Source organism: Ideonella alba (genome assembly GCF_018069845.1).
In the GTDB taxonomy this organism is placed as follows: Bacteria; Pseudomonadota; Gammaproteobacteria; order Burkholderiales; family Burkholderiaceae_C; genus Ideonella; species Ideonella alba.
In genome coordinates this window covers 117,934-135,485 of the sequence record NZ_JAGQDD010000008.1, presented here as the reverse complement: position 1 = coordinate 135,485, position 17,552 = coordinate 117,934, and the positions used below count along the sequence as shown (strand labels likewise).

Annotated in this window: 19 protein-coding genes and 1 tRNA gene; 17 read left to right on the top strand and 3 right to left on the bottom strand. The window is 68.7% G+C overall.

Features of this window, described 5'->3' with window-relative positions; translation table 11 throughout:
* Positions 1-147: 147 nt before the first annotated feature.
* From hscB to fdx, 3 genes are read left to right on the top strand one after another with little or no spacing between them, the layout of a single operon-like run.
* Complete coding sequence (gene hscB, locus KAK03_RS12870) at positions 148-666, top strand: Fe-S protein assembly co-chaperone HscB (RefSeq protein WP_210854358.1); 519 nt, start codon at positions 148-150, stop codon at positions 664-666.
* A 13-nt stretch (positions 667-679) separates the two neighbouring features.
* Positions 680-2,536, top strand: coding sequence for a Fe-S protein assembly chaperone HscA (gene hscA, locus KAK03_RS12865; protein ID WP_210854357.1), 1,857 nt, complete (start codon positions 680-682; stop codon positions 2,534-2,536).
* Positions 2,537-2,556: 20 nt separating this feature from the next.
* On the top strand, positions 2,557-2,895 hold the full coding sequence (gene fdx / locus KAK03_RS12860) for an ISC system 2Fe-2S type ferredoxin (RefSeq protein WP_210854356.1): 339 nt from the start codon (positions 2,557-2,559) through the stop codon (positions 2,893-2,895).
* Positions 2,896-2,944: 49 nt separating this feature from the next.
* On the opposite strand, the gene KAK03_RS12855 is transcribed toward fdx, so the two are convergent.
* Positions 2,945-3,235 carry a hypothetical protein gene (locus tag KAK03_RS12855; RefSeq protein WP_210854355.1) on the bottom strand — a complete coding sequence of 97 codons (291 nt, stop codon included), beginning with the start codon at positions 3,233-3,235 and terminating at the stop codon, positions 2,945-2,947.
* A 135-nt stretch (positions 3,236-3,370) separates the two neighbouring features.
* Here KAK03_RS12855 and tsaD point away from each other — a divergent pair, with 135 nt between their 5' ends.
* On the top strand, positions 3,371-4,447 hold the full coding sequence (gene tsaD / locus KAK03_RS12850; protein ID WP_210854354.1) for a tRNA (adenosine(37)-N6)-threonylcarbamoyltransferase complex transferase subunit TsaD: 1,077 nt from the start codon (positions 3,371-3,373) through the stop codon (positions 4,445-4,447).
* Positions 4,448-4,450: 3 nt separating this feature from the next.
* Here the strand turns inward: tsaD and KAK03_RS12845 are convergent, their stop codons facing one another.
* On the bottom strand, positions 4,451-4,891 hold the full coding sequence (locus KAK03_RS12845; protein WP_210854353.1) for an Hsp20/alpha crystallin family protein: 441 nt from the start codon (positions 4,889-4,891) through the stop codon (positions 4,451-4,453).
* A 130-nt stretch (positions 4,892-5,021) separates the two neighbouring features.
* On the opposite strand from KAK03_RS12845, the gene KAK03_RS12840 reads away from it, so the two are divergent.
* Positions 5,022-6,311: a branched-chain amino acid ABC transporter substrate-binding protein gene (locus KAK03_RS12840; protein WP_210854352.1), complete on the top strand. Its 1,290-nt coding sequence runs from the start codon at positions 5,022-5,024 to the stop codon at positions 6,309-6,311.
* Between the two features lie 55 nt (positions 6,312-6,366).
* On the opposite strand, the gene KAK03_RS12835 is transcribed toward KAK03_RS12840, so the two are convergent.
* A complete protein-coding gene (locus KAK03_RS12835) occupies positions 6,367-7,239 on the bottom strand; it encodes a zinc metalloprotease (RefSeq protein WP_210854351.1) in 873 nt (290 codons plus the stop codon).
* A 259-nt stretch (positions 7,240-7,498) separates the two neighbouring features.
* On the opposite strand from KAK03_RS12835, the gene rpsO reads away from it, so the two are divergent.
* From rpsO to nuoF, 12 genes are all read left to right on the top strand, one after another.
* Positions 7,499-7,768: a 30S ribosomal protein S15 gene (rpsO, locus tag KAK03_RS12830; RefSeq protein ID WP_210854350.1), complete on the top strand. Its 270-nt coding sequence runs from the start codon at positions 7,499-7,501 to the stop codon at positions 7,766-7,768.
* 220 nt (positions 7,769-7,988) lie between these two features.
* The gene (pnp, locus tag KAK03_RS12825; RefSeq protein ID WP_210854349.1) at positions 7,989-10,277 is read left to right on the top strand and encodes a polyribonucleotide nucleotidyltransferase; all 2,289 of its coding nucleotides are present in this window, start codon (positions 7,989-7,991) and stop codon (positions 10,275-10,277) included.
* A 16-nt stretch (positions 10,278-10,293) separates the two neighbouring features.
* Entirely contained in the window at positions 10,294-11,283 is a 990-nt protein-coding gene (locus KAK03_RS12820; protein WP_210854348.1) for an NAD(P)H-quinone oxidoreductase, read from the top strand.
* Between the two features lie 35 nt (positions 11,284-11,318).
* Entirely contained in the window at positions 11,319-12,059 is a 741-nt protein-coding gene (gene tpiA / locus KAK03_RS12815; RefSeq protein WP_210854347.1) for a triose-phosphate isomerase, read from the top strand.
* A gap of 37 nt (positions 12,060-12,096) precedes the next feature.
* Positions 12,097-12,444, top strand: coding sequence for a preprotein translocase subunit SecG (gene secG / locus KAK03_RS12810; RefSeq protein ID WP_210854346.1), 348 nt, complete (start codon positions 12,097-12,099; stop codon positions 12,442-12,444).
* A gap of 226 nt (positions 12,445-12,670) precedes the next feature.
* A tRNA-Leu gene (locus KAK03_RS12805) sits at positions 12,671-12,755 on the top strand.
* A gap of 175 nt (positions 12,756-12,930) precedes the next feature.
* A complete protein-coding gene (locus KAK03_RS12800; protein WP_210854345.1) occupies positions 12,931-13,290 on the top strand; it encodes an NADH-quinone oxidoreductase subunit A in 360 nt (119 codons plus the stop codon).
* Between the two features lie 48 nt (positions 13,291-13,338).
* Positions 13,339-13,818 (top strand): NuoB/complex I 20 kDa subunit family protein, encoded by a 480-nt coding sequence (locus tag KAK03_RS12795; RefSeq protein ID WP_210801186.1) that lies wholly within the window; start codon positions 13,339-13,341, stop codon positions 13,816-13,818.
* A 13-nt stretch (positions 13,819-13,831) separates the two neighbouring features.
* Complete coding sequence (locus KAK03_RS12790) at positions 13,832-14,431, top strand: NADH-quinone oxidoreductase subunit C (protein ID WP_210854344.1); 600 nt, start codon at positions 13,832-13,834, stop codon at positions 14,429-14,431.
* A 16-nt stretch (positions 14,432-14,447) separates the two neighbouring features.
* Entirely contained in the window at positions 14,448-15,701 is a 1,254-nt protein-coding gene (locus KAK03_RS12785) for an NADH-quinone oxidoreductase subunit D (protein ID WP_210854343.1), read from the top strand.
* Positions 15,698-16,195, top strand: a complete 498-nt coding sequence (locus KAK03_RS12780) for an NADH-quinone oxidoreductase subunit NuoE family protein (RefSeq protein WP_210854342.1) — start codon at positions 15,698-15,700, stop codon at positions 16,193-16,195. The genes KAK03_RS12785 and KAK03_RS12780 overlap by 4 nt, the downstream gene beginning before the upstream one ends.
* Before the next feature lie 2 nt (positions 16,196-16,197).
* On the top strand, positions 16,198-17,544 hold the full coding sequence (nuoF, locus tag KAK03_RS12775) for an NADH-quinone oxidoreductase subunit NuoF (protein WP_210854341.1): 1,347 nt from the start codon (positions 16,198-16,200) through the stop codon (positions 17,542-17,544).
* Positions 17,545-17,552: the final 8 nt, after the last annotated feature.

The window sequence follows — 17,552 nt, the reverse complement described above, 5'->3', positions numbered from 1 at the left end:
TTCGTGCCTGATACCCATGCGTCCCTGTCTGTCCTGCCTGTCTCTGCCGCCCCAGGGCCCGAATCTTGCGCCGCTGTTGCGCAGCCGGGTCGGTGCGCTGTGGCAGGACGCCGGCCTGTTCGAGAACCCCCATTCGCGACGCCGGTCATGAAACTCCAGGACGACGACTTCACCCTCTTCGGCGTGCCCGCCACCTTTGCGCAGACCCGCGCCCAGCTCGACGAGCGCTGGCGCCAGCTGCAGGCCCAGGTGCACCCGGACCGTTTTGCCGCCGAGGGCACGGCCGCCCAGCGCGTGGCCATGCAGTGGGCGGTGCGCGTCAACGAGGCCTACGCCCGCCTGAAGGACCCGCTGGCACGCGCCCAGTACCTGTGCGAGCTGCGTGGCGCGCCCATCGACGCCGAGCGCAACACCGCCATGCCCGCCGCCTTCCTGATGCAGCAGATGCAATGGCGCGAGGCCTTGGACGAGGCGCGTGACCTGGCCGCGGTCGAAGCGCTCGACGACGATGTCGCCCGCCTCGGGCGCGCCATGTTCGATGACCTGGCGCGCCTGCTGGACGAGCAGGGCGACGCTGCCGCGGCGGCGCAGCAGGTGCGTGCACTGATGTTCGTCCAGCGTTTCCGGGCCGACCTGTCGCGGCGGCTCGAAGCCCTGGACCCCTGATTCCTGTTTCCCGATGGCACTGCTTCAGATTTCCGAACCCGGCCAGGCGCCGGACCCGCACCAGCGCCGCATCGCGGTGGGCATCGACCTGGGCACGACCAACTCGCTGGTGGCCTCGCTGCGCCATGGCGTGGCCGAGTGCCTGCCCGACGACCAGGGCCGGCTGATGCTGCCCTCGATCGTGCGCTACCTGGGCGAAGGTCGGCGCCAGTTCGGCTGGGAGGCGGCTGCGCACCAGGCCGAGGACCCGGAGAACACCATCGTCTCGGTCAAGCGCTTCATGGGTCGCAGCCTGGCCGACATCGCCGGGGCGGCCAAGCTGCCCTACCGCTTCGTCGATCAGCCCGGCATGCTTGCGCTGCAGACCCGCGAAGGTGTGAAGTCGCCGGTGGAGGTGTCGGCCGAGATCCTGGCCACACTGCGCCAGCGGGCCGAGGACACCTTCAACGATGACCTGTACGGCGCGGTGATCACCGTGCCGGCCTATTTCGACGACGCCCAGCGCCAGGCCACCAAGGACGCCGCGCAACTGGCCGGCCTGAACGTGCTGCGCCTGATCAACGAGCCCACCGCCGCGGCCGTGGCCTACGGCCTGGACAACGCGCTGGAGGGTCTGTACGCCGTGTACGACCTGGGCGGCGGCACCTTCGACATTTCACTGCTGCGCCTGACGCGCGGGGTCTTCGAAGTGGTGGCCACCGGCGGCGATGCCGCGCTGGGCGGCGATGACTTTGACCAGGCCATCGCCGACTGGGCCCTGCACCAGGCCGGCCTGGCCGTCGGCACGGCGGGCGACCGGCGGGCGCTGCTGGTGGCGGCGCGCACCGCCAAGGAAGCACTGACGGCCGCGGACCAGACGGAGCTGGTGGCTGAACTCTCCACCGGCCGCCTGGCCCTGCCGCTGAACCGCCCGCAGTTCGACCTGCTGACGCGGCCTTTGGTCGACCGCACGCTGGCGGCGGTGCGCAAGGTGCTGCGCGATGCCCGCGTCCAGCGCGACGAGGTGCAGGGCGTGGTGATGGTCGGCGGCTCCACCCGCATGCCGGCGGTGCGCACCGCGGTGGGCGAGTTCTTCGCCCGTGAGCCCCTGACCAACCTGAACCCCGACGAAGTGGTGGCGCTGGGCGCCGCCATCCAGGCCAATGCGCTGGCCGGCAATGCGCAGGACGGCGAACTGCTGCTGCTGGACGTGATCCCGCTGTCGCTGGGCCTGGAGATGATGGGCGGCCTGGTGGAGCGCGTCGTCGAGCGCAACAGCACCATTCCGGTGGCCAAGGCGCAGGACTTCACCACCTTCAAGGACGGCCAGACGGCCCTGGCCGTGCATGTGGTGCAGGGCGAGCGCGAACTGGTGGCCGACTGCCGGTCCCTGGCGCGCTTCGAACTGCGCGGCATTCCGCCGATGGCGGCGGGGGCGGCGCGCATCCGCGTGACCTTCCAGGTGGACGCCGATGGGCTGCTCAGCGTGTCGGCGCGCGAACAGACCAGCGGGGTCGAGGCCGCGGTGCAGGTCAAGCCCAGCTATGGCCTGGCGGATGAGCAGATCGCCCGCATGCTGCAGGACGGCTTTGCCAGTGCCGAGGCCGACATGCAGGCCCGCACCCTGCGCGAGGCCCAGGTCGAGGCCGAGCGCATGACGCTCGCCACTCGCGCCGCACTGGCCGCCGATGGCGAACTGCTGGACGGCGACGAGCGCGCCGAGATCGAACACCTGCTGCAGCAACTCACCGAGACGGCCCGCGGCACCGACGCTGCCGCCGTGACCGCGGCCACCGAAGCCCTGGCCACCGGCACCGAAGCCTTTGCCGCCGCACGCATGAACCGCGGTATCCAGGCGGCGCTGACCGGTCAGCGCATCGACAACCTCTGACCTCTGACGACGACCGAACCATGCCGACCATCACCGTCCTGCCCCACGCCGAGCTGTGTCCCGAGGGGGATGTGATCGAGGTGACCGCTGGCACCTCGGTCTGCGAGGCGCTGCTGGACAGCGGCATCGCGATCGAGCACGCCTGCGAGATGAGCTGCGCCTGCACCACCTGCCATGTGGTGGTGCGCGAGGGCTATGCCTCGCTGGGTGATCCGGATGAGCTGGAAGAGGACCTGCTGGACAAGGCCTGGGGCCTGACGCCGGTCTCGCGCCTGTCGTGCCAGGCCATCGTCGGGCAGACCGACCTGACGATCGAGATCCCGAAATACACGATCAACCACGCGCGCGAGAACCACTGAGGCCGCGCACCGCCGCCCGTGCCGGCGGCTCAGCGACAGGGGCAGGCGCTCAACCGGCGCGGCGGGTGCGCCACTGCTGCAGCGGCCAGACCCAGCGTGCCCAGCTGCTGTCGTGGCCGCGGCGCACGTCGGCGGGGGGGGTGTCGCGCTCGTCCAGCAGGCCGTGGCCACTCAGGTGGCCCAGCAGCAGCTTCAGGTCCTGCGGGGGCAGGCCACTTTCGCGCAGCAGTTCCGTCTCGCCGACATGGCGCTGGGAGAGCTGGTTCAGCACGCGGCGATGCCCCATCCGCCGGAAGCCCGGCGGCAGGTCCGGCCAGGCCTTGAGCTTGTAGGTCTTCATGTTCCCAACGCTGGTGTGTGTCTGTTGTGGTGGACCATGCGGTGCAGCGATACACCGTTGCCGATCAGAATATTGTCGGTCGGCGCCCCCTAGGTTGACGCAGTTCAACTTCCAATTGATGAAAATGAGAAGACCATGTATGGAAGCCACCACAGCGGTTCGCCTCTGACCGCCTCAAGCTGCCAGGTGCTGGGCATCGAGTCCTCTTGCGACGAGACCGGTGTCGCGCTGGTCCGTGCCGAGCCCGGGCAGGTGCCCCGCCTGCGCGCCCATGCGCTGCACAGCCAGGTGGCGATGCACCAGGCCTATGGCGGCGTGGTGCCCGAACTGGCCTCGCGCGACCACATCCGGCGCGTGCTGCCGCTGACCCGCCAGGTGCTGGCCGACGCCGCCGCGACGCTGGCCGAGGTGGATGTGCTGGCCTACACCCGCGGGCCGGGTCTGGCGGGGGCCTTGCTGGTGGGCGCCGGCACGGCCTGTGCGCTGGCGGCAGCGCTGGGCAAGCCCACGCTGGGCGTGCACCACCTGGAAGGGCATCTGCTGTCGCCCTTCCTGTCGGCCGATCCGCCCGAGTTCCCGTTCGTGGCCTTGCTGGTGTCGGGGGGACACACCCAGCTGATGCAGGTGGATGGCGTGGGCCGCTATGCGCTGCTGGGCGAGACGATCGACGACGCAGCCGGTGAGGCTTTCGACAAGTCGGCCAAGCTGCTGGGCCTGGGCTATCCCGGCGGTCCGGCGCTGTCCCGACTGGCGGAGCAGGGCGACCCGGCGGCCTTCGCGCTGCCGCGCCCGCTGCTGCACCAGCCCAACCTGGATTTTTCCTTCGCCGGTCTGAAGACCGCCGTGGCCACCGCGCTGCGCAAGCTGGGGCCGCAACCCACGGCGCAACAGCAAGCCGATCTGGCGGCCAGCACCCAGGCGGCGATCGTCGACGTGCTGGTGCGCAAGTCGGTGAAGGCCGTGCAGGCCAGCGGCCTGCGTCGTCTGGTGGTGGCCGGTGGCGTGGGGGCCAACCGGGCGCTGCGCGAGCAGCTCAACGCCCAGGCGCAGCGCCGTGGCTGGCGGGTGCACTACCCGGAGCTGTCGCTGTGCACCGACAACGGCGCGATGATCGCGCTGGCGGCGGCGATGCGTCTGCAGGCCGGCCTGGACCAGGCCGGCGCCGACTACCGTTTCGAGGTGCGGCCGCGCTGGGCGCTGGCCGGCACCTGAGGCTCAGTGCACCTCGAGCTGTGACGCGGTGGTCGCGCCCCGCTTGGCCAGCGTCAGCGTCAGCACGCCGTTGTCCAGGCGGGCTTCGGAGGCCGACTGGTCGATCTCCACCGGCAGCGTGAAGCTGCGCGCGAAGGACCCGCCTGAGCGCTCACGGTAGAGCAACCGCTCGCCGGGCTTGGCCTCGCCGTCCTGGCGCACCGCGGCCGACAGGCTGATGCGCCGGCCTTCGATCTGCACCTTCACGTCCTCGCGCGCCACGCCGGGCAGGTCGGCCTGGACGACGTAGGCCTGGGCGGTCTCGGTGATGTCCAGCGCCGGCGTACGGCCCGCGCGCTCAGCCGCGGCGGGCGCGGCGAAACGGTCGAAGAAGTGCTCGTCGAACAGGCGTTCGATGGAACGCGAGAAGTCGCTGGAAGGGCGGCCTACGGGGACGAGAAACATGGTGCAGCTCCTACAATCAGGGTTGAGGGTCCGATCGTCACGGGGGTGTGCATCGGCCCATGCCGCTCATCTGGAAGCGGCTTTTTTGTTTTCAAGGGCTGGCATCGCGCCGGCTGACGAGGTGAATGTGATGCATCCAGTCGACGGCGCTCGCCGTGCGTTGGTGGGGTCTGGCGTGGCACTGGCGGCGGCGCCGGTGTGGGCGCTGCGTTCGGCCGAGCCGATCAAGCTGGCCATGATCGAGGGCCTGTCCGGTGCCTTCGGCAATGCCGGCGAGGCGGTCTGGCGCAATCTGCTGTGGGCGGTGGAGCGGGTCAACGCCCGCGGCGGCGTGCGCCTTCCGGGTGGCGCAAGGCCGCTGCAACTGCTGCGCCTGGACAGCAAGGGCAACACCGAGGAGGCCCTGTCCCAGCTGAAGCTCGCCGGTGACCAGGGCATCGGCTTCGTGCTGCAGGGCAACAGCTCGGCGGTGGCGGCGGCACTGATCGATGCGATCAACAAGCGCAACGAGCGCGAGCCGGCGGCGCGTCAGCTGTTCCTGAACTACTCGGCGGTCGAGCCGGCGCTGACCCAGGACAAGTGCAGTTTCTGGCACTTCCGCTTCGACGCCCACGCCGACATGCGCCTGGAGGCGCTGACCGAGGTGATGCGCACCGATTCGCGCCTCAGGAAGGTCTACCTGATCGGCCAGGACTACAGCTTCGGCCAGCACGTGGTGCGGCAGGCCAGGGCGATGCTGGCGCGCAAGCGGCCCGACATCGAGATCGTCGGCGAAGAGTTGCACCCGATGGGCCGGGTCAAGGACTTCCTGCCCTACGCCACCAAGATCCGCGCCAGTGGCGCCCAGGCGGTGCTGACCGGCAACTGGGGCAATGACCTGACGCTGCTGGTCAAGGCGGTGCGCGACCTGGGCCTGGCGCCGCGCTTCTACACCTTCTACGGCAACGCGCTGGGCGTGCCGGCCACCTTGTCCGAGGCGGGCGTGGGCGCCGTGGTGGCGGTGGCCGAGTGGCACCCCAACGTCGGCGATGCCGGCTCGGCGGCCATGGTCAAGGCCTTCCGCCAGCGCTTCCCCGATCCGCGCGAGGACTACCTGCACGCGCGCATGCAGGCGCTGATCGAGATGCTGGCGCAGGCGATCGAGAAGGCCCGCAGCACCGAGGCGGCGGCGGTGGCCCGTGCACTGGAGGGCCTGAAGTTCGACGGTCGCGCCGTGGGGGTGCCGCACCGCGGCGAGATGCGCGCCGCCGACCACCAGTTCCTGCAACCGCTGTACGTCAGCGTGATGGACCGCGCCGGCTCGGGCGGAGTGGCCTTCGATGTCGAGGGCTCGGGCTTTGGCTTTCGCACGGTGCGGCGCTTCGAGGTGGACGAGCTGGCGCCGTCCATGAGCTGCCGGATGACCCGCCCCGCGGCCTGACCTGCGCAAAAAAAAAGCCGCCCGAGGGCGGCTTGTCGTGGCAGCGGGGCGCGCCTCAGGGCGTGCGGTACTGCAGGTGCATCTGGTCCATGCGCGTGGCTTGCAGCGCGGTGAACTGGTTCATGCACGAGTCATCGGTGTAGTCCATGAAGTTCGTGATCGGGTCCAGGCCGGGCTTGGACGTGCACGAATCGCGGCCCACCGGGCAGCCGAAGGCGGCGCTGGCTTCGTACGGGGTGTCATCGACGCTGTCGCCGGCGCCGGTGCAACCACCCTGGAAGGTGTGGTACAGACCCAGCCAGTGGCCGACCTCGTGGGTGCCGGTGTCGCCCTCGTTGTAGGGCGCCGCGGTGCCGCCAGGCACGCTGGAGTACAGCATCACCACGCCGTCCATCTTGGGCTGCGCGGTGTAGCTGGACGGGAAGGTGGCCCAGCCCAGCAGGCCGCCACCCAGGTTGGCCGAGTACAGGTTCAGGGTCTCGGGGCCGCCCTTGCGCAGGGCTGCCTTGGCCTTCTTCTCCTGGCGGCTGCCGTAGCCCATGGTGTACCACTTGTTGTTGGTGGTGCGGTCCACGCCGACCAGCTGGAACTGGAACGGGGTGCTGGCGTAGGCGGCGTTCAGCACGGCGATCTGGTCATCGATCTGCGACTGGGGAATGTCGCCGTTGGCCAGGCCAGCGCCCTTGTTGATCACGTGGAACCACACGGGGATGGTCACCGAGCCCGGGGCGCGGTGGGTCTGGCCGCCCTTGGCCCGCTTGGCCAGCAGGAAGGTGTTCAAGCGCTGGTCGATCGCGGCGCGCTCTTCCGGCTCGGGGGCGACGGTGTAGCAGCGGTGGCTCAGGTGGTCGTCGCGGGCGGCCAGGGTGGGGCCGGACAGGACGAGCAGGGCCGCGGTGGCGGCGGCAAGGCGGGTCAGGGTGCGCATGGGCGCTTCTCCGTGGGTGTACTGGAGGCCCGATTCTGGCCGCAGCAGGCCGGCTAAATCGATCCCCAAGGCCGTGGGGTGGCATTGGGAGTTTCCCGGGGCACCGTTTGCCCCTATAATCACCGGGTTGTGCCCTGGAAGGGGCGCAGCACCAGCACGACGCGGGTCGGTTTCACCCGCGATCGCAAGTCGACAACGGAAACCGCGCCCTGGCCAGTCTGGTCAGGGAAGGCGGCTTCCCATCTACAAGGAAATCGCCATGTCCGTGGCTGACATCAACAAGGCCGACATCGTCAAGGCCAACGCCCGCAGCGCCGCCGATACCGGCTCCCCCGAAGTCCAGGTGGCCCTGCTGACCGCTCGCATCAACGAGCTGACCCCCCACTTCAAGCAGCACGCCAAGGACCACCACGGTCGCCGCGGCCTGCTGAAGATGGTCAACCAGCGCAAGCGCCTGCTGGCCTACCTGAAGGCCAAGGACGCCGACCGCTACACCGCGCTGATCCAGAAGCTGGGCCTGCGCAAGTAATCAAGACGCCCATGACCAGGAGCCTGTCTGGAATCCAAGCCAGCACAGGCTCTTTGTCTTTCTCGCGTCTGCAGGAGACCACCCGCCACCGGGGTACTGTCGTGTCATTCCAGCGTTCGCGCGCGCCGCGCACGCTGGAATGGCATACCGCCCGGCCCAGGTGAACTCCCGGAATCCGGCGCCGCCGCAACGGGCGCCTGACTGCTGCAAGGAGCAAACCATGAGCATGTTCAACAAGGTCACCAAGAGCTTCCAGTGGGGGCCGCACCAGGTCCGCATGGAAACCGGCGAAGTCGCCCGCCAGTCCAGCGGCGCCGTCATCGTCGACATCGAAGACACCGTGGTGCTGGCCACCGTGGTGGCCAAGTCGGCCCCCAAGGCCGGCCAGGACTTCTTCCCGCTGACCGTCGACTACATCGAGAAGACCTACGCCGCCGGCAAGATCCCCGGCAGCTTCTTCAAGCGTGAAGGCCGCCCCAGCGAACTGGAAACCCTGACCAGCCGCCTGATCGACCGTCCGATCCGTCCGCTGTTCCCCGAAGGCTTCTTCAACGAAGTCCAGGTCGTCGTCCACGTGCTGAGCCTGAACCCCGAAGTCCAGGCCGACATCGCCGCGATGATCGCCACCTCGGCCGCCTTGTCGATCTCGGGCATCCCGTTCAACGGCCCGATTGGCGCTGCCCGCGTGGGCTATGTCAATGGCGAGTACGTGCTGAACCCGGGCAAGACCCAGCTGGCCGACTCCAAGATGGATCTGGTCGTCGCCGGCACCGAAGCCGCCGTGCTGATGGTCGAGTCCGAGGCAGACCAACTGAGCGAAGAGGTCATGCTGGGCGCCGTGGTCTACGGTCACGAGCAGGGCAAGGTGGCGATCAACGCCATCCACGAACTGGTGCGTGAAGCCGGCAAGCCGGTCTGGGACTGGAAGGCCCCGGCCAAGGACGAGCCCTTCATCGCCAAGGTCACCGCGCTGGCCGAAGAGCCGCTGCGCGCCGCCTACCAGATCCGCTCCAAGCAGGCCCGCACCCAGGCCTGTCGTGACGCCTACGCCAATGTCAAGGCCGCGCTGACCGCCGAAGGCCTGGCCTTCGACAGCGTCGAGGTCGACGGCCTGCTGTTCGAGATCGAGGCCAAGATCGTCCGTGGCCAGATCCTGGCCGGCGAGCCGCGCATCGACGGCCGCGACACCCGCACCGTGCGTGCCATCGAGATCCGCAACAGCGTGCTGCCGCGCGCCCACGGCTCGGCCCTGTTCACCCGTGGCGAGACCCAGGCCCTGGTGGCCGCCACGCTGGGCACCGAGCGTGACGCGCAGACCATCGACGCGCTGGCCGGCGAGTTCAGCGACCGCTTCATGCTGCACTACAACATGCCCCCGTTCGCCACCGGCGAAACGGGCCGCGTGGGCAGCCCCAAGCGCCGCGAGATCGGCCACGGCCGCCTGGCCAAGCGGGCGCTGATCGCCTGCCTGCCGGACCCGACCGAGTTCCCGTACACCATCCGCGTCGTCTCGGAGATCACCGAGTCGAACGGCTCCTCGTCGATGGCGTCGGTCTGCGGCGGCTGCCTGGCGCTGATGGATGCGGGCGTGCCGATGAAGGCCCACGTGGCCGGCATCGCCATGGGCCTGATCAAGGAAGGCAACAAGTTCGCCGTGCTGACCGACATCCTGGGCGATGAGGATCACCTGGGCGACATGGACTTCAAGGTGGCCGGCACCACCGGCGGCATCACCGCACTGCAGATGGACATCAAGATCCAGGGCATCACCAAGGAGATCATGCAGGTCGCCCTGGCGCAGGCCAAGGAAGCGCGCATGCACATCCTGGGCAAGATGGTCGAGGCCATGGGCGGTGCGAAGACCGAGGTCTCGCAGTTCGCGCCCCGTCTCTACACGATGAAGATCAACCCGGAGAAGATCCGCGACGTGATCGGCAAGGGCGGCGCCACGATCCGTGCGCTGACCGAAGAGACCGGCTGCACGATCGACATCGGCGAGGACGGCACCATCACCATCGCCTCCACCGACGCCGACAAGGCCGAGTTCGCCAAGAAGCGCATCACCGAGATCACCGCCGAGGCGGAAGTGGGCAAGGTCTACGAAGGCCCGGTCACCAAGATCCTGGACTTCGGCGCCCTGGTCAACATCCTGCCGGGCAAGGACGGCCTGCTGCACATCAGCCAGATCGCCCACCAGCGCGTCGAGCGCGTCGAGGACTTCCTGAAGGAAGGCCAGGTCGTCCAGGTCAAGGTGCTCGAGACCGACGAGAAGGGCCGCATCAAGCTGTCGATGAAGGCCCTGCTGGAGCGTCCGGAGGGCATGGAGGACGAGCCGCGCTTCGAGCGTCCGCGCCGTGACGACCGCGGCGACCGCGGCCGTGACCGTGGCGACCGGGGTGATCGCGGCGACCGTGGCCCGCGCCGCGAGCGCGCCGAGCAGCGCCCGGTCGAGGCACCGAGCGACGCGCCGGTCGACGCGGCCGAGCAGCAGCAACAGCAGCAGCAGTAAGGCGGCGTCGGCGTCCATGCGTGCCATCGCGATCCGCGAATTCGGCGGCCCTGAGGTGCTGGTCCCGGCTGAACGGCCGGACCCGGTGCCGGGCGCCGGCGAGCTCTTGATCCGCGTTAGCGCCTCGGGGGTGAACCGCCCGGACGTGCTGCAGCGCAAGGGCGCCTATGCGCCGCCGCCCGGCGCCTCGGACCTGCCGGGTCTGGAGGTGGCCGGCGTGGTGGCCGGCGGCGATGCCGCCGAGCTGGCCGCAGCCGGCCTGGCGCTGGGCGACCGCGTCTGCGCGCTGGTGGCCGGGGGCGGCTATGCCGAACTCTGCGTGGCGCCGATCCCGCAGGTGCTGCCGGTGCCCGCCGGCCTCACCGATGTCGAGGCGGCCTGCCTGCCCGAGACCTTCTTCACCGTCTGGTCCAACGTCTTCGACCGCGGCCGCCTGCAGCCCGGCGAGACCCTGCTGGTGCAGGGCGGCGCCAGCGGCATTGGCGTCACCGCGATCCAGCTGGCCAAGGCCTTCGGCGCCACGGTGATCGTCACCGCCGGCGCTGACGACAAGTGCGCCGCCTGCCTGCGCCTGGGGGCGGACCACGCGATCAACTACCGCAGCGCCGACTTCGCTGCCGAAGTCAAACGCCTGACCGGCGGCCGTGGTGCCGACGTGGTGCTCGACATGGTGGCCGGCGACTACGTGGCGCGTGAGGTGAGCTGCCTGGCCGACGACGGCCGCATCGTGATCATCGCGGTGCAGGGCGGCGTGAAGAGCGAGTTCAACGCCGGTGAAGTGCTGCGCCGCCGCCTGCTGATCACCGGCTCGACGCTGCGTCCGCGCCCGGTGGCCTTCAAGGGCGCGATCGCCGCGGCGCTGCGCGAGCGCGTCTGGCCGCTGCTGGCCTCGGGCCAGGTGCGACCGGTGATCGAGCGCATCTTCGCCGCCGACGAGGCCGCCCAGGCCCATGCGCTGATGGAGTCCAGCCAGCACGTCGGCAAGATCGCGCTGCGCTGGGCCTGACCTGACCCATTCTTAGATTCGAAGGAAGCAAGACCATGCGACGCAAGCTCGTGGCCGGCAACTGGAAGATGCACGGCAACCACAAGGCCAACGCCGAGTTGCTGGACGGCATCAGCGGTGCCCGGCCCTTTGGCTGCGACGTGGCCGTGTGCGTGCCGTTCCCCTACCTGTCCGAGGTGGCGGTGGCCCTGGCGGGCAGCGACGTTCGCTGGGGTGCCCAGGACTGCTCGCAGCATGAGCAGGGCGCCTACACCGGCGAGGTGTCGGCCGGCATGCTGCACGAGTTCGGCTGCCGCTACGTCATCGTCGGCCACTCCGAGCGCCGCCAGTACCACGCCGAGAGCGACCAACTGGTGGCTGACAAGGCCAAGGCCGCGCTGGGCAAGGGCATCACGCCCATCGTCTGTGTCGGCGAGACCCTGGCCCAGCGCGAGGCCGGCGAAACCGAGGCGGTCGTCAAGCGCCAGCTGTCGGCGGTCATCCATACGCTGGCCCACTGCGCCGGCGAGATGGTCGTGGCCTATGAGCCCGTCTGGGCCATCGGCACCGGCAAGGTCGCCACGCCCGAGCAGGCCCAGGCCGTGCACGCGGTGCTGCGCGCCCAGCTGCGCGCCGCCACGCCGCGCGCCGACCAGATGACCCTGCTGTACGGCGGCAGCGTCAAGCCCGACAACGCGGCGGTGCTGTTCGCCCAGCCCGACATCGACGGTGGCCTGATCGGCGGTGCCGCCTTGAAGGCAGCCGACTTCGTCGCCATCTGCCGAGCCGCGGGTTGACGCGGCCGGCCCCTGATCCATTGCGGAGTTTCTCTACATGCAAGTCTTCATGAACCTCATCGTCGTGGTGCAGCTGCTGGCCGCGATCGCGATGATCGGCCTGGTGCTGGTGCAACATGGCAAGGGCGCCGACATGGGCGCCTCGTTCGGCAGCGGCGCCTCGGGCAGCCTGTTCGGTGCCACCGGCAGCGCCAACTTCCTGTCGCGCTCGACCGCGGTCTGCGCCACGATCTTCTTCGTCGCCACCGTGGCGCTGGCCTTCGGCGCCAACCCGGGCGGCTCGCGCAGCAGCGGCGGCAGCGTGCTGGACAGCGCCGCCACGCCGGCGTCGGCCGCCGCCGCGGCGTCCGCCGCGCCCACCGGCCCGGCCATCCCGAACCAGTGAGCGGGCAGGGTGGGCGTCTCCGCCCACCCGCAGCGCCTCACCGCCCCCCGGGGCCCGCTGAAAAGATCAGCAGGAACCCTAGGAAGTGGCTTGATTTCGGGCTAGAATCCGAGGCTGTTCGGCCAGCCATCCTCATGCCAGCCGAGCAGCTGAAAAGCCCGCTGCGTGCGGGTCTTGAGGGGCTGTGCTGCAGCCCCGTCAAGGCCGGCACCGGCGAGCCGGACGAGCCGACGTGGTGAAATTGGTAGACACGCTATCTTGAGGGGGTAGTGGCGAAAGCTGTGCGAGTTCGAGTCTCGCCGTCGGCACCATGAACACATCGGTCAGCGCCTGCCCAGAGGCGACTGGCCGGGCGCCCTGAGCTGATCCAGGGAACGAAAGGGGGCGCGCTCCGTTCTGGCCAGACATGGGCCAAGGACAGCGCGCCTTTTTTGTGGCCGGATCGGATCACGGGCGTCGGACTCTGCACGACGAGCGACGCGCATCATGGACCTGCAAGCCTACCTCCCCGTCATCCTGTTCATCCTGGTGGGCGCCGCGGTCGGCGTCGTGCCCCAGCTGATCGGTTTCCTGATCGGCCCGCAGCGGCCCGACGCCCAGAAGAACAGCCCGTACGAGTGCGGCTTCGAAGCCTTCGAGGACGCGCGCATGAAGTTCGATGTGCGCTACTACCTGGTCGCCATCCTGTTCATCCTGTTCGATCTCGAAATCGCCTTCTTGTTCCCCTGGGCCGTGGCGCTCAAAGACATCGGGGCGTCAGGTTTCTGGGCGATGATGATTTTCCTGGCCATTCTCGTGGTGGGCTTCGCCTACGAATGGAAGAAGGGCGCGCTGGACTGGGAGTGATCCCGGCCGCCACCGTTCCTCACTGCACGAGACATCTAGAGGCAAGACATGGGTATTGAAGGCGTTTTCAAGGAAGGGTTCATCACCACCTCGGTGGACTCGCTGATGAACTGGTCCAAGACCGGCTCGCTGTGGCCCATGACCTTCGGTCTGGCCTGCTGCGCCGTCGAGATGATGCATGCCGGCGCCGCGCGCTACGACATCGACCGCTTCGGCATGCTGTTCCGGCCCAGCCCGCGTCAGTCCGACCTGATGATCGTGGCCGGCACGCTGTGCAACAAGATGGCGCCGGCGCTGCGCAAGGTCTACGACCAGATGGCCGAACCGCGCTGGGTGCTGAGCATGGGCTCCTGCGCCAACGGCGGCGGCTACTACCACTACAGCTACTCGGTGGTGCGCGGCTGCGACCGCATCGTGCCGGTCGACGTCTACGTGCCGGGCTGCCCGCCCACGGCCGAGGCGCTGCTCTACGGCATCCTGCAGCTGCAGGCCAAGATCCGCCGCGAAAACACCATCGCCCGCGCCTGAGCCGGGACTTCTCATGACGCAGAAACTCGACACCCTGCAGGCCGCGCTCGAATCCGTGCTGGGCGAGCGCATCGCCCACTTCAAGCGCGCCCTCGGCGAGATCACGATCACCGTCAAGGCGGCCGACTACGCCGCGGTCTGCACCACGCTGCGCGACCACCCCGAACTGGCTTTCGAGCAGCTGATCGACCTGGCCGGCCTGGACATGTCCACCTGGAAGGACCAGCCCTGGGACGGCCCGCGCTACCTGACCGTGCTGCACCTGCTGTCGGTGGGCAAGAACTGGCGCCTGCGCGTCAAGGTCTTCGCCCCCGATGACGAGCTCCCGGTGGTGGCCTCGGTCACGCCGATCTGGAACTCGGCCAGCTGGTTCGAGCGCGAGTCCTTCGACATGTACGGGATCATCTACGAAGGTCACCAGGACCTGCGCCGCATCCTCACCGACTACGGCTTCATCGGCCACCCGATGCGCAAGGACTTCCCGGTCAGCGGCCACGTCGAGATGCGCTACGACGCCGAGACCAAGCGCGTGATCTACCAACCGGTCACGATCGAGCCGCGCGAGATCACGCCGCGCGTGATCCGCGAAGACCACTACGGCGGCCTGCAGTAAGCCCGGGACGAACGCCATGGCAGAAATCAAGAACTACACCCTGAACTTCGGCCCCCAGCACCCGGCCGCGCACGGCGTGCTGCGCCTGGTGCTGGAGCTCGACGGCGAGGTCATCCAGCGCGCCGACCCGCACATCGGCCTGCTGCACCGCGGCACCGAGAAGCTGGCCGAGCAGAAGACCTACATTCAGTCGCTGCCCTACATGGACCGCCTCGACTACGTGTCGATGATGTCCAACGAGCACGCGTACTGCCTGGCCATCGAGAAGCTGCTGGGCATCGAGGTGCCCGAGCGCGCGCAGTACATCCGCGTGATGTTCGCCGAGATCACCCGCCTGCTGAACCATCTGCTGTGGCTGGGCTGCCACGGCATGGACTGCGGCGCGATGAACATCCTCATCTACTGCTTCCGCGAGCGTGAGGACCTGTTCGACATGTACGAGGCGGTGTCGGGTGCGCGCATGCACGCGGCATACTTCCGTCCGGGCGGCGTCTACCGCGACCTGCCCGACGCGATGCCGCAGTACCAGGTCAGCAAGATCAAGAACCAGCGCGCGATCGACCAGCTCAACAAGAACCGCCAGGGTTCGCTGCTGGACTTCATCGACGACTTCTGCGCGCGCTTCCCCAAGCTGGTCGACGAGTACGAGACCCTGCTGACCGAGAACCGCATCTGGAAGCAGCGCACCGTGGGCATCGGCGTGGTCACGCCGGAGCGCGCGCTGCAGATGGGCCTGACCGGCGCCATGCTGCGCGGCTCGGGCATCGCCTGGGACCTGCGCAAGCAGCAGCCCTACGATGTCTACGCCAAGATGGACTTTGACGTGCCGGTAGGCGTCAACGGCGACACCTACGACCGCTACCTGGTGCGTGTCGAGGAACTGCGCCAGTCCAACCGCATCGTCAAGCAGTGCGTCGACTGGCTGCGCGCCAACCCGGGCCCGGTGATCACCGACAACCACAAGGTGGCGCCGCCCTCGCGCGTGGCGATGAAGACCAGCATGGAAGAGCTGATCCACCACTTCAAGCTCTTCTCCGAAGGCTTCCGCGTCCCCGAGGGCGAGGCCTACGCCGCTGTCGAACACCCCAAGGGCGAGTTCGGCATCTACCTGGTCAGCGACGGTGCCAACAAGCCCTATCGCCTGAAGATCCGCGCCCCCGGCTTCGCCCATCTGGCGGCGCTGGACGAGATGGCGCGCGGCCACATGATCGCCGATGCGGTGGCGATCATCGGCACCATGGACATCGTGTTTGGTGAGATCGATCGATGAGTCTGTCTGAAGCCACGAAGGCCCGCTTCGCTCGCGAGGTGGCCAAGTACCCGAAGGAGCAGGCGCAGTCGGCCGTGATGGCCTGCCTGTCGATCGTGCAGCAGGAGCAGGGCTGGGTGTCGGCCGAGGCCGAAGCCGAGATCGCCGCCTACCTGGGCATGGCACCGATCGCCGTGCGCGAGGTGACCACCTTCTACAACATGTACAACCAGCAACCCACTGGCAAGTACAAGCTGAACGTCTGCACCAACCTGCCGTGCCAGCTGCGCAACGGCCAGAACGCGCTGGAGCACCTGTGCAAGGCGCTGGGTGTGGAAGACGGCGGCACCACCGCCGACGGCCTGTTCACCGTGGCCAAGTGCGAATGCCTGGGCGCCTGCGCCGACGCGCCGGTGATGCTGGTCAATGACCGCCAGATGCTGAGCTACATGAGCAACGACAAGCTCGACGACCTGGTCGCCACGATCAAGGCCGCCGAAGGGAAGGGGGCCTGAGCATGGCGCTTGATCTTTCGCGCTTCCAGGCCTCGGGCCTCGAGACCTGCTTCCACGGCCGCCACATCCAGCCGCAGATCTATGCCGACCTGAACGGCCGCAACTGGGGCCTGCAGGACTACCTGGCCCGCGGCGGCTACCAGGCCCTGCGCAAGATTCTCGGCGCCGATGGCGGCGAGGCGATGACGCCCGACCAGGTGATCGCCGAGGTCAAGGCCTCGGGCCTGCGCGGCCGCGGCGGCGCCGGTTTCCCCACCGGCCTGAAGTGGAGCTTCATGCCGCGCGCCTACCCGGGCCAGAAGTACCTGGTGTGCAACTCCGACGAGGGCGAGCCGGGCACCTGCAAGGACCGCGACATCCTGCGCTACAACCCGCACAGCGTGATCGAGGGCATGGCCATCGCCGCCTACGCGATGGGCATCAGCGTGGGCTACAACTACATCCACGGCGAGATCTTCGAGGTCTACGAGCGCTTCGAGGCGGCCCTGGAAGAAGCCCGTGCCGCCGGCTACCTGGGTGCCAACATCCTGGGCAGCGCCTTCAGCTTCCAGCTGCATGCGCACCACGGCTTCGGCGCCTACATCTGCGGCGAGGAAACCGCGCTGCTCGAATCGCTGGAAGGCAAGAAGGGCCAGCCGCGCTTCAAGCCGCCGTTCCCGGCCAGCTTCGGCCTGTACGGCAAGCCCACCACGATCAACAACACCGAGACCTTCGCGGCGGTGCCCTGGATCATCCGCAATGGCGGCCAGGCCTACCTGGAGTGCGGCAAGCCCAACAACGGCGGCACCAAGATCTTCTCGATGGTGGGTGACGTCGAGCGGCCCGGCAACTACGAGATCCCGATGGGCACCTCGTTCGCCCAGCTGCTGGAACTCGCCGGTGGCGTCAAGGGCGGCAGGAAGCTCAAGGCCGTGATCCCCGGCGGCTCGTCGGCGCCGGTGCTGCCGGCGGCGGTGATGATGGACTGCACGATGGACTATGACTCCATCGCCAAGGCCGGCTCGATGCTGGGCTCGGGCGCGGTCATCGTGATGGACGAGACCCGCTGCATGGTCAAGAGCCTGCTGCGCCTGTCCTACTTCTACCAGCACGAGTCCTGCGGCCAGTGCACCCCCTGCCGCGAAGGCACGGGCTGGCTGTGGCGCCTGGTCAACCGCATCGAGCACGGCGAAGGCCGTGCCGACGACCTGGCCCTGCTGGACAACGTGGCCGAGAACATCATGGGCCGCACCATCTGTGCGCTGGGCGACGCCGCCGCGATGCCGGTGCGCGGCATGCTCAAGCACTTCCGCGACGAATTCGCCTACCACGTCGAACACAAGACCTGCATGGTCCCGGCGTACATCTGATCGGCGGG